The following is a 14,951-nucleotide window of genomic DNA, read 5'->3' as shown; positions in this document are numbered from 1 at the left end:
CAGGTATCGCGGGCGTTCTGGGAAAGAACGGGCGGGCTCAGGCCCCGAGCTCGACCAGGACCCGCGGGATCTCGGTCACGAGTTCGCTCGCCAGGTACCCGAGCGGCCCGACCTGCACCGCGAGTCGGTCGCCTGCGGCAGCGTGCACGTAGGACGCCCACGCCACGGCTTGTGCCGGATCGGCGCCGCGGGCGAGCAGGCCCGTGACCGCACCGGACAGCACGTCCCCACTGCCGCTCGTGCCGAGACCGCCGGAGCCGGTGCCCTTGAGCCACGCCCGACCCTGCGGTGTGGCGATGGCATCGCCGAGGGCCACGACCGCACCGAAGCGGTTCGCGATCGCCACGGCGTCGGCCACGTCGTCGTCGCTGCACTCCCGCCCGAGCAGGCGTTCGGCCTCGCCGGAGTTCGGCGTCATCACGAGCCGTCCACGCAGCGGCTCCAGGCGGTCCCGCACGTCGGCGGCCACCCCGAGGGCGAAGGCGTCGAGCACGACGGTGGTGTGCGGACCGACGACGTCGGCGAGTCCGGCCACGAGGTCACGCGAACCATCCGGCTCGTCGAGCCCCGGCCCGACCAACACGGCGTCGGCACTCGACGCGCTGTCCGCGATGCCCTCGATCGCGCCGACGGCGATGTGTCCGTCCTGGTCCTCGTCGAGGGGTTCGACCCCGGACTCGGGCACCGCGACCGCGACCTCGTTCGCCACGCTCCGGCCGACCGCCAGGGTGAGACGACCGGCGCCCACCCGGAGTGCGGCGAGCGCGGAGAGCATCGCTGCGCCCGGGGTCCGAGCGGCGCCGCCGACGATGAGCACCTGCCCGCGGCCGTACTTGCCGGCGCCGGGTTCGGGCAGTGGCCAGTCCCGCAGGAAGTTCGGGGTGACGGGTTCAGTGGACATGTTCGTCGTCCTTCCGGCCGGTGTGCTGGGTGACCTCGTCGTCGTCCAGGTGTCCGACGGAGGAGAACTCCTCGAGCACCCACGGCGATCCGGCGTCGTCGCGACGGAGTCGGGTGAGGGAGGCGTTGGCAACGGCGTGGGTCCGGGCGAACTCCATGAGCGCCGGCTCGTCGAGGTCGAGGCACACCGCGACGGCGAGCATCACCACGGCGTCGTGCGCGGCGATCACCAGGCGCTCGGCGCCGTCGACCCGCTCGACGTCGCCGAGGAGCGACCGGAGCCGGAGCATCACATCGGCCCACGACTCCCCGCCCGCCGGCCGGTGGTAGTACTTGCCGAGCCACTGCCGGCGGCGTTCCTCGTCCGGGTACCGGTTGCGGACGCCCTGCAGGGTCAGCAGGTCGAGGACGCCGAGTTCGCGGTCGCGCAGCCGCTCGTCCACCCGCTTCTCGGGTTCGGCGAGGCCGGCTGCCTCGAGCGCGATCGCGATGGTCTGTTGTGCGCGGAGGTACGGCGACACCCACAGCGCGACGGGGACGTCGTCGATCCCGCGGTCGGCGAGCTCCTGCCCGAGGGCCCGGGACTGATCGGTGCCGAGCGGGCTGAGCGGGACGTCGGCGTCCCGGAACTCGACGTCGATGACGTCGTCGCCCGCTGCTTCGGCCCGAGCCGCCGCGATGTTCGCGACCGATTCGCCGTGACGGACGAGCCAGATCTCCTGCACTGCCATGCCGCCACGCTAGCCAGAGTGCGCTGTGCCGGTTCACCGGCGCCGAACGGTCACCCCGTGCGGTGCCGGAGGGTCACCCGCGCGGCGTCGAACGGTCACCCCGCGCGGCGTCGAGCGCTCCGGACCGGGCGGACCGCGCACGGGAGCCCCGCCGCCCGGAGTCGCAGTGCCAGCGCTTCGAGGTCGAAGAGGTCTCGCCACTCGAGCCGGATGATCGTCCGAACACCCGGCACGGTGAGCAACCGACCGTGCCGCCGCTTCTCGTCGAGGAACACCTCGGTCGGGCTCCGGCCGCCGAGGTAGCGCTCCTGCGAGTACTTGGCCCGTCCGTCGATCTCGACGATGACCCCGTGGTCCGGGAACCAGAAGTCGACCGCGGACCGACGGCCGTCCACGACGAACTCCTGCTGCAGCACCGGCGCGGGCAGTCCGAGCTCCCGGAACACGACCCGAGCGAGCGACTCGGCCGGCGACCCGGACCGACCGTCGGCCAGGTCGAGCACCTGCTGCGCCAGGGCTCGGGCGCGGGCCTTCGGAGGAACCGCTCGTCGGAGGTCGGCGTCGTCGAACCCACGTCGCAGCGCGGCGTCCGCGATGACGACGCCGGCCCGCAGGTCTCCGGACATCGCGATGTCGACGACGGTCCGGGGCACGGAGGTGACGGCGATCGCACCGACCGTGATCCGTTCGGCCCGGCCGACGGGTCTCGTGTGCAGGACCAGCTCGGCGCTCCTGCCCCGGTACATCGACTCCGGCACCGTCGCGTGCACCGGGACGTCCCACCCGGCGAGCGCCGGGAGGCCGTGCAGGGCCGCCGCGGACAAGTGCGAGGCCGTCGCCCGCGTGCCGAGCCGTCCGAGCCGCGCGAAGACCCGGGTGACGTACCGCTGACGAGGCCCGGCGGCGTCCCACGCGGCGCCGTCGACGAAGGCGTTCGGTCCGACCCGGACCAGGCGGCCGACACCCTGGGTCCGGGTTCGGCGGCGCAGGGTGGTGGCATCGAGGCCGGCCTCGTGCATGGCGGAGGCTCGGAGGATGGGCAGCGACTCGTTCATGCACGTGACGATGCCCGCTCAGCCACCCGCTCCTAGGGCCGATGTCGGGAACTGTGGACGGGCCTCCAGGCCTGGGTGGTTGTGGAGGGGAGACGTTCCTTCCCAGAACGGCCGCGATGCCAAGCGGAACCGGGCGTACCTGGCCGGAAGTTCCGACCAGGTACGCCCGATTCGACCAGCTACGCCCGATTCGACCAGGCCACCCGCCCCACCCACCCCGCCCGCCCGCACGCGCCCGCACCCACACGCAACACGACGCCGAACGGAACGCACCCGTGTCCCGTCCGGCGCCGCGGTCTCTCCCCGACCGAACGCCGGGCCCGCTGCCTCAGGCCCGACGCACGCGCAGCGTCACGATCTCGAACGGCCGCACGGTCAGCACGACCGGCTCCCCGCCCGACCACGAGCGCTCCAGCGGCCGCTCGAGCAGGTCGACCTGCGACACCGACTCGACGTCGAACCCGAAGGAGACCTCGACGTCCGACGCCCGGCCCCCGAGTCCCTCGTACAGTCGCACGACGACGTCTCCGGAGCGGTCCTCGGCGAGCTTGACGGCCTCGACGAACACCTGCGGCGACGACACCGTGACGAGCGGCGCGACCTCGGCCGACCCGGGAACGCTCCGCACCGGCAGGTTCAGCCGGTACCCGGAGTCGGCGGCGTCGAGCACCGAGGCCCCGATCCGCAGCACCGTCCGGAACACGTGGTGCCCCTGGTCGGCGTTCGGGTCCGGGAACGTCGGCCCGCGCAGCAGCGACTCCCGCACGAGCGTGGTGATCCCGCCGTCCGGCCGGGTCTCGCGCGTGATGTCGTGGCCGTAGGTCGAGTCGTTCGCCACGGCGACGCCGAACCCGGGCTCCGCGACGTGCACCCAGCGGTGTGCCGAGGTCTCGAACCGGGCGTGGTCCCACGAGGTGTTCTGGTGCGTCGGCCGGTCGATGTGCCCGAACTGGATCTCGCTCGAGGCCGACGACGCGAGCACGTCGATGGGGAACGCGAGCTTCAGCAGCTTCTGGTGCTCGTGCCAGTCGACCTCGGTCTCGACGGTCAGCTCCGGTTCGCCCTGCACGGCGGAGTAGCGCGTGGTGAGCGTCGACGATCCGAAGGACCGTTCCACCACGAGCGAGGAGCCGTCGACCGAGACGGACGACGCCGACAGCACCGTGCCGTTGCGCTGGTACGCGCGGTCGATGTCCCACGCCTCCCACTGGTTCGGGGTGTCACGGAACACCGTGTACTCCGCCGCCGCGGCGCCGTGCGCGATCGCGTCGCGTCCGGTGGCGTGGTCGACGAACGAGACGACGTGGCCGGTGGCGTCGATGGTCGCCGTCACGATGCCGGTGTCGAAGACGAAGCGGTCGCCGCTCCGGACGGGAGGCACGGGTCGCGGTGCGTGGGCGACCGAACCTGCCAGGGCGGTCACGTCCCCTGCCGCGACCGGCGAGGCGTTGAAGCGCACGACCGACGCGGCGTCGTCGGCGCCGGCGAGCGCCGTCGTCGCGCTGCCCGCGAGCGCCGTCGTCACGCTGCCGATCAGCCCCTCGAGCACCTCGGCGACCCGGGCGTACTGCTCCTCGGCGTTCTCGTACACCCACGCGATCGAGGACCCGGGCAGGATGTCGTGGAACTGCTGCAGCAGGACGGTGTGCCAGGCGTCCTCGAGCTCGGCGTACGGGTACTCGCTGCCGAGCCGGACCGCCGCCGTCGCTGCCCACAGCTCGGCTTCGCGGAGCAGGTGCTCGGAGCGGCGGTTGCCCTGCTTCGTGCGGATCTGCGACGTGTAGGTGCCGCGGTGGAACTCGAGGTACATCTCCCCCGACCAGACCCCCGGCGTCGGCAGCTCGGCTTCGAGCTGCTCGAACACCTGCGCCGGCGTGCCGAGTGTGACGTGGGGCGACCCGTCGAGGTCGTGCTGGCGGTGTGCGGCGCCGACCATCTCGCGGGTGGGACCGCCGCCGCCGTCGCCGAAGCCGTACAGGAGCATCGAGGTGTTCGCGGTGCCGCGTTCCTTGTTGTTCCGTTCGCCGCGGCGCAGGTCGGCGGGCGAGACGTCGGAGTTGTAGGTGTCGGCCGGGGGCAGGTGCGTCAGGACGCGCGAGCCGTCGATGCCCTCCCAGTGGAACGAGGTGTGCGGGATGACGTTCGTCTCGTTCCACGACGGCTTCTGGGTGACGAACCACTTCGATCCGGCGGCGCGGACGATCTGCGGCAGGGCGCCCGAGTAGCCGAACGAGTCGGGGAGCCAGGCCTCGGGGGTGTCGATGCCGAACTCCTCGAGGAAGAAGCGCTTGCCGGCGACGAACTGGCGGGCCAGGGCCTCGCCGCCGGGCAGGTTGGTGTCCGACTCGACCCACATGCCGCCGACCGGGATCCACCGGCCCTCGGCGACGCGCTGCTTGATGCGGGTCCAGATGGACGGGTACTCGTCACGGATCCACGCGTACTGCTGCGCGGACGAGCAGGCGAAGGTGAAGTCGGGGTCGCGGTCCATCAGGTCGAGCACGTTCGAGAACGTCCGCGCGCACTTGCGCTTCGTCTCGCGCACGGGCCACAGCCAGGCGGAGTCGATGTGGGCGTGCCCGACGGCGATCGCGCGGTGGGCGGCGGGGCTGGCGGGGACGGCGAGCACGGGCGCCAGGACCTGACGGGCGTCCGCGGCGGTGCCGGCGACGTCGTCCGGGTCCAGGGCGTCGGCGGCGCGTTCGAGTGCCCGCAGGATGTCGGCGCCGCGGGTGCCGTCGGTGGGGAGCTCGGCCATCAGCCCGCGCAGCACCCAGAGGTCCTGCTGCAGTTCCCACACGGTGTCGTCGCGCTCGACGACCTCGAGGGCCTTCAGGCGGTAGATCGGGTCGTCGCCGGCGGTGGAGCGCGAGCCGAGCGGCGTCGCACCCTGGAACGAGTCGCCGCCGATGTCCGGGTTCGCACCGGCCTCGATCCAGAGCTCGAAGGACTCCCCCGGGCCGACCTCGAGCGGCACGGTGTCGTTCCGCGGCTCGATCGCCTTGATCGTGGAGCCGTCGGCGCGGAACGCGAGTCCCTCGGCCTGGAACCCGGGCTGCCGCTTGGTGAACCCGAGGTCGACGAGGAGCTCGGCGGTGGTCCCCGGCGCGGTGCCGAAGTCCGCCGGCACGGTCCCGGTCACCCGGAACCACGTCGTGCCCCACGGGCGTCCGCCCCAGTGCGACCCCACCGTGAACGGTGTGTACGTCTCGCCCACGGCGGCGTCGAACGGCACCGGTTCGCCCGGCACCTCCCACGCCTCGATCGTCACCGGCGCCGAGCGACGGAGGACGGCGGGGTCGACGCGGTCGCGCACGAGGCGGGCGATCCGGGCCTCGACGAGCGGTTCGTCCTGGTGCATGTGCTTCCTTTCTGGTTCGCGGAACACCGGTGTTCGCGGATCGAACCGCGGTTCGCGGGTGTTCGACGCGCGAACACCGGTGTCTTGCGGGGGTGGGGGCCGGCGTCAGCCCTTGATGCCGCCGGCGAGGGCGTTGCCGCCGCCGAGGCCTCGGGACACGATCACGTAGAGGGCGATGACGGGCACGGAGTAGACGATCGAGAAGGCGGCGAGCTGGCCGTACGCCACCGCCCCGTTCTGCCCGAAGAAGTTGAAGATGCTCACCGCGGCGGGCACCTTCTCGGGCGAGAGCAGCAGGACGAACGGGACGAAGAAGTTCCCCCACGCCTGGATGAACACGAAGATGAAGACGACCGCGATGCCCGGACGCATGAGCGGGATCACGATGCGGGTCAGGGTGGTGAGCATCGAGGCGCCGTCGGTCCACGCCGCCTCTTCCAGCGAGATCGGCACCGAGTCCATGAAGTTCTTCGCCATCCAGATCGCCATCGGCAGCGACGTGGCGGCGAGGAAGAAGATGCAGCCCCACACGTTGTCGATCAGGTTGAGCGACACGAACAGCGCGTAGACGGGCACCATCATCGCGGTGATCGGCAGACCGGTGCCGAACAGGATGCTGTACAGGAACGGCTTGTTGACCCGCATCTTGTACCGGGACAGCGGGTACGCGGCGAGCAGGGCGAACACCACGGTGACGACCGCCGTGCCGCCGGAGAGCAGCAGGCTGTTCGCGAGCGGGATGAACGACAGCTCGGGGGTGAGCACCTTCGCGAAGTTGTCGAGGGTGAACTGCGAGGGCAGCTTCACCGACAGCGACGCCTGGGTGTCGAACGACGCGAGCACGAGCCAGAGCAGCGGCACCGCGAAGCACACCGCGATGACGAGCAACACCGTGTTCGACACCCACCGCATCGTGCGGCCGCGCGGTGACGTCATGTGCATCGACCCCGGTGCGGTCACCGAGCGGGTCGTGGTCTGGTCGAGGGACGGGGCTGTCATGGCCATCAGTCCACCTCCGGCTTGAGGGCCCGGATGTAGATGATCGAGAAGACCGCCCCCACCACGAGCAGGATGGTCGCGATCGCGGTCCCGAAGCCGAGCTGCGAGAACTTGAACGCCTCCTGGTACGCCAGGATCGGCAGGGTCGACGAGTTCGTGCCCGGACCGCCGCCGGTCATCACGAAGATCAGCGTGAAGACCGACAGGGTCTGCAGCGTCGTGAGCATGAGGTTCGTCGAGATGCTCCGGCGGATCACCGGGAGCGTGATGTAGACGAGCCGCTGCCAGCCGGTGGCTCCGTCGACCTCGGCGGACTCGGTGATCTCCTCGGGGACCTCCTGCACGGCGGCCGAGTAGACGAGCATCGAGAACGCGGTGCCGCGCCAGATGTTCGCCAGGATCACGGCGAGCATCGGGTACGTGTAGAGCCAGTTCGCGCCGGTGATCCCGATCGACGCGAGGAACGTGTTGAGCGTCCCCTCGTCGTTGAAGAACGCGTACGCCGCGAAGGACGCCACGATCTCCGGCAGGACCCACGCGGCGACCACGAAGGTGCCGACGATCGCCCGGACGGCCTTGTTCGCCGAGCGCATCAGCAGGGCCAGTCCGAGGCCGAGCACGTTCTGTCCCACCACGGCCGAGGCCAGCAGGAAGACGACGGTCAGGATGACGGACTTCGGGAAGTCCGGGTCCTGGAACAGCTCGACGTAGTTCTGGAACCCGACGAACTGCTGGTCGGCCGCACTGGCGCCGGTCAGCGCCGAGTTGGTGAACGACCCGTAGAACGACGAGATGACGGGGCCGAGCAGGAAGATGACGAGGAGGACCAGGGCGGGGACGAGCGGAACCGCTCGTCCGACGTTCCGCAGTGGTCGCCGCTTGCGCGGCACGGGTGGATCGGTGCGCTTCGGCGCACCGGGCGCCGACAGCGTCGGCGCGAGGGGGGTGCTGGACACGATGGGTGCCTTCCGGGTGCGGAGGGGTTCCGAAGGTGGGGAAGAGCGGACGGGAGGCGCGGTGCGGGACCGCCCCGCGCCTCCAGTCCGTCAGTGGGTGACGTCCGTCAACCAGCGGAGACGGTGTTCTCCTTGCCGACCACCTGCGTGACGGCCTTGTCGTAGGCGGCAGCCGCGTCCTTCGGCGACTGCTGACCCGTCATGACCGCTTCCATCGCGACCTGGATCGCGTTGGAGACCTGCGAGTAGTCACTCGTCGCCGGGCGGAAGTTGGTGTTCTCCACCAGCCCCGAGAAGAACTTGAACGTCGGGTTCGCCGCCGTGTAGGCCGGGTCGTCCGCGACGTCCTTGCGGACGGCGATCTGACTGTTCTCGGTGTCGTACTTCAGCGAACCGTCCTTGTCGAGGAAGCTCGTGATGAAGTCGAACGCCGCCTGCGGGTTCTTCGACTTCGCGCCGACCGCCAGGGTCCAGCCGCCGGACATCGAGTTGTAGCCGGGAGCCTGCCCGTTCTGGGTCGGCATGGGCGCCTGGCCCATCACGTCGTTCCACTCGGGCCACGGCGCGGTGCCGGACTTCAGCCACGTGCCGGACTGCCACGAACCGTCCAGGTCGATCGCGAGCTTGCCCTTCGGCAGCCACGTCTGGGCGATCGTCGTGCCGACGTTCGTGTCGAGCGCCTGCTGCGGTGTCGGGCCGAGGCCGCCCTGGTAGACGTCCTTCACGAACTTGAGCGAGTCCTCGAACTGCTTCGAGCCGGTGACCCACTTCTTGTCCTTGTACAGGGTGTTGCCGGAGCCGTCGGCGCCGTACAGGAGCATCTCGAAGCCCTGCATGGTCGAGGCCTCGCCCTGCGCCTTGCCCGAGTAGATGTTGAACGGGATGACGTCGGGCTGCTTGTCCTTGATGGTCTTCGCCGCCGCGAGCACGTCGTCCCATGTCTTCGGCTTCCACGGGACCTCGAGCCCGGCCTTCTTGAAGATGTCCTTGTTGTACCAGAGGGCTCGGGTGTCGGTGCCCATCGGGACGCCGTAGATCTTGCCGTCGTCACCCTGCCCGGCCTGCTTGGCGTTGTCGAAGAACTGGTCCCACTCGTCCCACTTGTCCGTGTACTTGTCGAGTGGCAGCAGGTAGCCCGCCTCGGCATCGGCCTTGACGAGGAACGTGTCCTCGTACATGACGTCCGGGGCGGTGGCCGGCGCCTTGTTCATGAGCGCGAGCTTCGTGTAGTAGTCGTTGCCCTGCGCCTGGATGGGCACGAGGGTGACCTTCTTGCCGGGGTTGTCCTTCTCGTACTGCTTCTTGACGACCTTCATCTGGGCGTCGAGCTGCTGGAAGGCGCCGAACTTCTGGTACGCGATCTTGATCGTGTCGCTCGAGGCGGACCCCGAGCTCGAGCAGCCAGCCAGACCGACTGCGGCCACGGCCACAGCTGCGAGTCCGGCGATGATGCGGGTGCGTTTCATCGGTGCTCCTTTGCACGGGTGATGTCCGCGGGCACCATCGCCCGCGCGCAGGATTAGTCCACCGTATTGACTTAACCGTGTCAAGGAGTTTCTGGGGGAGGCCGCCGGTGGAATCGGGCGTACCGGGTGAAATCGGGCGTACCCGGTCGGGAGTTGCGACCAGGTACGCCCGATTTCACTTCCCATCGCGTGCGTTCTGGGAAGGAACGTGCGTCAGGAGATCGGCGTCGCGCTCCCCGTCGGGTGGCACGGCGTGCTGCGGTGCCCAGGTGGGGCTAACCCCCGACCGCTTCCGGGTGCGCACGTGATGTTTCAGCGCCGCGTCCGTCGCGAGACTGGATCCATGAGCACCGACACGCGCCCCACCACCGCCCGCCGCACCCTCCGGATCGCCCTCGCCTCCACCGCCGCGGTGTCCGCCCTGCTGCTGACCGCCGGCTGCAGCGCGATCCAGGACATCTTGCCGAACAAGACCCCGCAGAAGCACTTCGACGCGTACTCCGACGCCCCGCGCTCCGGGGAGTCCGAGGACCTGGCGTTCTTCATGCCGAAGTGGGTGCCGGAGGACGCGAAGGACATCGACGTCCGCCTCCACGTCTCCCAGCCCGGGTACGTCATCGGGTTCGCCTCGAAGGACGGCGTCGACGTGGACGACTGCACCCCGCTCGACGAGTCGTACGGCGGCACGGCGATGACCGCCGACTTCCTGCCCGAGGAGCTCCCGACCAAGGGCCTGGTCACTTGCGGCGACGGTCGCGCGGTCACCGAGATCGACGGCCGCTGGTACGGCTGGACCACGAAGGACGCCATCCCCGGTCAGGACGACACCCAGACCATGCACGGGGCGGCGCACTGAACGCACGCACCCACCGGCCTGGAGGCGCGGGGCGGCCCCGCACCGCGCCTCCCGTCCGTCACGCGGTCGCGCCCACCGCGCACGGTGAGCAGAAACGGTCGGGTCCCCACTGCGGACCCGACCATTCCTGCACACCATCCGCCCCCGTGGCGCGTGGGGACTACTCCGCAGCCAGAGCCCGACGTCGGCGACGCACGACCAGCACACCCGCACCCGCCGCGAGCAGCAGGAACGCCACGAACGCTCCGGCACCGAGCCCGGAAGCACCCGTGAACGCGAGCTGCCCGTCCGTGGTGATCGTGATGGGCGTCCACCCGATCAACGACCCGTCCGCCGCCGTCACCGCCAACCGGTGCACACCAGCCACCGTGTCCGCCGGGATCGTCACCCGAACCATCCCATCAGCAGCCACCACCGCGGTCCCGATCAACGTCGGCTCCGAGAACAACCACACGTTGACCGTGTCACCCGCCGACGCCGTGCCGACCGTCACCGTGATCGTCTCCCCCGCACGAGCGGTCGCCGGAGCCGACACCCCACCACGACTCGCCTCCGTCAACAGCGACTCCGACGGCGCCACCGGACCAACCGGGGCGGCCGAGGGACCCGGTGTCGGACCCGCGGTGGGCGTCCCACCCGGGGTCGGAGCCGGCGTCGGCGTCGTGCCATCGTCGCCCGGGGTCGGAGTCGGCGTCGGCGTCGGCGTCGTGCCCGGGTCCGTGTCGCCGCCCTCGCACGGGTACGTCCCCGTGCGGAGCGAGAACCCGTCCGTGTCGTTGTCGTCGGCGTAGAAGGTCGCGCGCTCCCCGTCGGTGCAGACGCCCGAGATCGCGAAGCCCTCGTTGGCGAGCGTGCGGTCGGCGGCCGACGGCGCCTCGTACAGCGTCGATGCGGCGAAGGCCCCGTCGGTCACCTCGTACAGCGCGGTCCGACCCGAGCACACCTCGTCGCAGACCACCCAGAGCGCGTCGAGCGTCGGGTCGAACTGCACGTCGGCGACGACGGCGAGCGAGGTCGCGATCGTGGCGATCCGCGCCGACGACCCGTCGTCCATCAGGGCGTAGGCGTACACGCTCGCGGTGCCCTCGACCCCGACGAAGAACAGGCCCTCGCCGTGTCCGGCGTAGCTCGAGGGTGCGTAGGCGGTGCCGGTGCGCTCGTCGGTGAAGCCGTGCTCGGTGAGCCAGGTGTCCGGGATCCAGGTGACGCCCTCGAGGCCGGCGTTCGCGCCGAGCCCGGGGAAGTCCGCGGCGAGGTTCCACTCGTCGGTGGCCCGCAGGGTGCCCTGGGAGCCGTCGGTCGTGGCGTAGCGCAGGACCGACGGGCGGCTCGTGCTCGACACGTCGTTGTTCCGCTCGGTCGACACGTAGACGGCGCCGGGGTCGTCACTCGTGACCGTCACGCCCTCGGCGTCCGGTGTGCCCGTGCCGTCGGCGTAGCGCAGGTCGGTGCCCGCGGCGTTCGACGGTGCCCAGCCACCCGCGCCGTCCGAGGTCAGGTGGTAGAGCAGGCCGTCGCCGTTCTGCACGGCCCAGAGCTGCCCGTCCCGCGAGGTCCCCGAGGTCGTCCAGTCGAGGCCGCTCAGGTCACCGGTGAAGGTGTCCTCGTCGTCGAGCACGGTCTCGTCCGGGCCGCCGGGCCAGGCCTCGGCGGTGACGACACCGGCGAACCGGTTCGCCGCGCCCTTCGTGGGGACTGCCGTCTCGGCGAAGTCCCCGGTGCCGTCGGGGTTGCGGCCGTACGTCGTGCTCGCGTGCGCCGTCCACGAGGTCGAGTCGACGACCGCACCGCGGGCGTCGAAGAGCCGCACGGAGTCCGCCTTGCCGAGTCCGAAGCCGAACGCCGCCTCGTCGAGGACGGTGAAGCCCCCGGCCGCGACGGTCGTGCCCGCGGGGATCGTGTACGTGTGGTCGTCCGCGCTGTCGCGCAGCACGTAGCCGCCCAGGTCGACGGTGGTGCTGCCGGTGTTGGTCAGCTCCACCCAGTCGCCGGGGGTGCCGTCCTGCGACTCGACCTCGTTGATCCGCACGGGCGAGGAGCAGTCGTTCGCGGCACCCTTGGTCGAGGACGTGGTGTCCACGAGCGGACCGACACCGTCGGCGCAGCGACCGTAGGTGACACCCGCGTGGGTCGTCCAGGCGTACCGGAGCACCAGGTCGCCGGCGGGGTCGTAGAGACGCACGGTGTCGGCGCCACCGAGCCCGAAGTCGAAGCCGGGGGCGGTCGCGGACAGCTGGTCGACGACGAAGTACCCGCCGGCGGCGATCGTCGAGCCGGCGGGCAGGACGTAGGCGTCGTGCGAGCTGTCGGAGTCGAGGAACGCGTACCCGGTCAGGTCGATCGCTGCACCCGAGGTGTTCTCGAGCTCGACCCAGTCGGTGTCGTCGGCGTTCGACTCGACCTCGTTGACGACGAGGCCGTTCGCCGCGACGGCGCCGACGGCCGGGTCGTCGTCACCGACGGCGGCGAGGGCCGGGCTGGCGGTGACGACACCGGCCGCGACGACCAGGGCGGTCGCGACGACTGCGCCGATCCGCATCGTGGGTGGGCGCAGGGCAGGAGCACGCATGCAGGGTCCTTCTCGGGGGAGAGAGCGGGCGGAGACCTGCACGACTGTTCAGCATCCACGCGACCGGCCGGTGGCCGCCGGGTGAACGGGCGGTGTCCCGGGTCGCGACCGGTGCCCTGGACGCGCGCGTGCGGACGGGAGGCGCGGGTCGGGTCCGCACCGCGCCTCCCGTCCGCCCTGCGGTCGCGCTCACCGCCTCCGGTGAGCAGAAGGTGAGCGCGCGCCGTCAGCGCCGGATCAGCAGGGTGCTGGCCCGCGGCGAGAGCGCGGCGTCGAGCACCAGGCAGGCGGCACCCACGGCGGCGACGTCGGCACCGCGGTCGCTCTCCACCACCTGCACGGCGTGCTTCGGCACGAGCAACGGTGACCCGACGATGGCGGTCCGCGCAGCCGGCAGGGCAGCACTCGCGATGCGCGACCAGAACGGGCCGCCGAACACCACGCGGTCGATGTCGAGCAGGTTCACGATGAGGACGACCGCGTTGCCCATGACGGTGCCGGCCTCGGCCGCGAGCGTCACGGCGGTGTCGTCCCCGTCGGCGATCGCCACGGCGAGCTCGTCCCACGCGGCGTTCACGGCGTCGACCGAGTCGGCATCCGCGGCGTCGGCGTCTGCACCTGCTTCCGTGACCGCTCCGCCCGACAGCGCGAGCCCCCGCGATCGCGCGATCCGCACCAGCCGGTCCGGCGCGACGGCTGCACCGACCTCTCCGCGCGTGCCCGATCCGTCCGGGGTGCCCGCGAGGGACCCCTGGTCGACCATGATGTGCCCGGCGTCGCCCGCGTTGGACCCCACCCCGCGCACGGGTTCGTGGTCGACGACGAGCCCGACGCCGAACCCGGTGCCGAAGTACACGAACGCGAAGTTCCGGGCCGAGGACTCCCCCGCCAGGAACATCTCGCCGACCGCGGCGGCCGTGACGTCCTTCTCGAGCAGGACCGGGTAGCCGGTGGCCTCGGCGAGCGCATCGCGCAGCGGCACGTCCCGCCACCGGGGCAGGAACGGCGGGTCGACCACGATGCCCGCCTCGACGTCGATGGGTCCGGGGCTCGCGATCCCGACACCGAGCACGCTGTCGACGGCCACCCCGGCGTCGGCGACGAGCCCGTCGACGGCCGAGGCGATGGTGCGCACCACCTCGGACGGGTCGTCGGCCGTGGGGGTCGAGGTGGTGGACGCGGCGACGACGGTGCCTGCGAGGTCGAGCAGCACGTAGGTGACGACGGCCGGGTCGACGTGCACGCCGACCGCGTACCGGCTGCCCGGTTCGAGCCGCAGGATGGTGCGGGGCTTGCCGCGGCCGGACACGACGGTGCCGGACTCGACGATCATGCCGGCCTCGATCAGGAACCGGGTGACGTTCGACACGGTCTGCGCGCTCAGTCCGGTGCGGGCTGCGAGTTCGACGCGGCTCAGGCCGTCGGGTGAGCGGCGGACCGCGTCGAGGACCACGGTGCGGTTGAACCCGCCGATCGACGGGAGGTTCGCTCCGCGTCGATGCTCTGCCATGCCGCGACCATACCGCGGCAACGGTGCGGTCTCGGTCTGCCCCGGTCTCTGGCTTCCGCAGGGTCTGCACCGTTAGCCTGGCCGCATGTCCGACCTGCGCCTGGAAGAACTCTCCGCGAAGACCGCTGCCGCGGCCAACTCCCTGACGCTCAAGCCGGGCCAGGAACAGTTCGTGCAGCCGACCACCTACGGGGTCGCCGAGTCCGACGTCAAGCCGAGCTCCGCGTGGACCCGTGTCGTCCTCGACGACGACGAGGTCCTCGGCCTGATCATCGGTTCGTTCGACGCCGACAACGCGCAGGAAGAGCTGCGCAGCTGCATCTGGCGCGTCAACGTGGCGGCGAGCGCACAGGGCCGGGGCGTCGGTCGCTTCGCCGTGCACGGCCTGGCGGACGAGGCACGCAGCCGTGGGTTCGAGCGACTGACGGTCGTGTACGAGCCGGGCGGCGACGACAGCCCCGAGGCGTTCTTCCGCGCCGTGGGCTTCGAGGTCGTTCGCGAGACCCAGTACGGCGACCACTTCGCGGTCCTGACGCTCTAGCACGCCC

11 protein-coding genes are annotated in these 14,951 nt (G+C 71.1%); 2 read left to right on the top strand and 9 right to left on the bottom strand.

Features of this window, described 5'->3' with window-relative positions:
* Positions 1-37: 37 nt before the first annotated feature.
* The 7 genes from HQQ79_RS05525 to HQQ79_RS05495 all read right to left on the bottom strand — a co-directional run bounded on the left by HQQ79_RS05525 (position 38) and on the right by HQQ79_RS05495 (position 9,468).
* Positions 38-901, bottom strand: a complete 864-nt coding sequence (locus HQQ79_RS05525; RefSeq protein ID WP_071245375.1) for an NAD(P)H-hydrate dehydratase — start codon at positions 899-901, stop codon at positions 38-40.
* Positions 891-1,631, bottom strand: a complete 741-nt coding sequence (locus HQQ79_RS05520) for a histidine phosphatase family protein (protein WP_173032835.1) — start codon at positions 1,629-1,631, stop codon at positions 891-893. The genes HQQ79_RS05525 and HQQ79_RS05520 overlap by 11 nt, the downstream gene beginning before the upstream one ends.
* Before the next feature lie 95 nt (positions 1,632-1,726).
* Positions 1,727-2,686 carry a hypothetical protein gene (locus HQQ79_RS05515; RefSeq protein WP_173032833.1) on the bottom strand — a complete coding sequence of 320 codons (960 nt, stop codon included), beginning with the start codon at positions 2,684-2,686 and terminating at the stop codon, positions 1,727-1,729.
* Positions 2,687-3,014: 328 nt separating this feature from the next.
* Entirely contained in the window at positions 3,015-6,047 is a 3,033-nt protein-coding gene (locus HQQ79_RS05510) for a glycoside hydrolase family 38 C-terminal domain-containing protein (protein WP_173032831.1), read from the bottom strand.
* A gap of 105 nt (positions 6,048-6,152) precedes the next feature.
* Positions 6,153-6,989, bottom strand: coding sequence for a carbohydrate ABC transporter permease (locus HQQ79_RS05505; protein ID WP_035809430.1), 837 nt, complete (start codon positions 6,987-6,989; stop codon positions 6,153-6,155).
* 62 nt (positions 6,990-7,051) lie between these two features.
* The gene (locus tag HQQ79_RS05500) at positions 7,052-7,936 is read right to left on the bottom strand and encodes a carbohydrate ABC transporter permease (protein ID WP_232536669.1); all 885 of its coding nucleotides are present in this window, start codon (positions 7,934-7,936) and stop codon (positions 7,052-7,054) included.
* Between the two features lie 173 nt (positions 7,937-8,109).
* The gene (locus HQQ79_RS05495) at positions 8,110-9,468 is read right to left on the bottom strand and encodes an extracellular solute-binding protein (protein WP_027466665.1); all 1,359 of its coding nucleotides are present in this window, start codon (positions 9,466-9,468) and stop codon (positions 8,110-8,112) included.
* A gap of 343 nt (positions 9,469-9,811) precedes the next feature.
* Between HQQ79_RS05495 and HQQ79_RS05490 the strand changes: the two genes are divergently transcribed.
* Complete coding sequence (locus HQQ79_RS05490; RefSeq protein ID WP_173032829.1) at positions 9,812-10,324, top strand: hypothetical protein; 513 nt, start codon at positions 9,812-9,814, stop codon at positions 10,322-10,324.
* A gap of 160 nt (positions 10,325-10,484) precedes the next feature.
* Here the strand turns inward: HQQ79_RS05490 and HQQ79_RS05485 are convergent, their stop codons facing one another.
* Complete coding sequence (locus tag HQQ79_RS05485) at positions 10,485-12,893, bottom strand: lamin tail domain-containing protein (RefSeq protein WP_173032827.1); 2,409 nt, start codon at positions 12,891-12,893, stop codon at positions 10,485-10,487.
* A 226-nt stretch (positions 12,894-13,119) separates the two neighbouring features.
* Positions 13,120-14,403 (bottom strand): ROK family transcriptional regulator, encoded by a 1,284-nt coding sequence (locus HQQ79_RS05480; RefSeq protein ID WP_173032825.1) that lies wholly within the window; start codon positions 14,401-14,403, stop codon positions 13,120-13,122.
* Between the two features lie 85 nt (positions 14,404-14,488).
* Between HQQ79_RS05480 and HQQ79_RS05475 the strand changes: the two genes are divergently transcribed.
* A complete protein-coding gene (locus HQQ79_RS05475) occupies positions 14,489-14,944 on the top strand; it encodes a GNAT family N-acetyltransferase (RefSeq protein WP_027466669.1) in 456 nt (151 codons plus the stop codon).
* Positions 14,945-14,951 lie beyond the last annotated feature (7 nt).

Origin of the sequence: Curtobacterium sp. VKM Ac-2852, from assembly GCF_013205045.1 — a bacterium.
GTDB classification, from domain to species: Bacteria; Actinomycetota; Actinomycetes; order Actinomycetales; family Microbacteriaceae; genus Curtobacterium; species Curtobacterium flaccumfaciens.
This window is presented reverse-complemented; position numbering and strand designations above follow the sequence as displayed.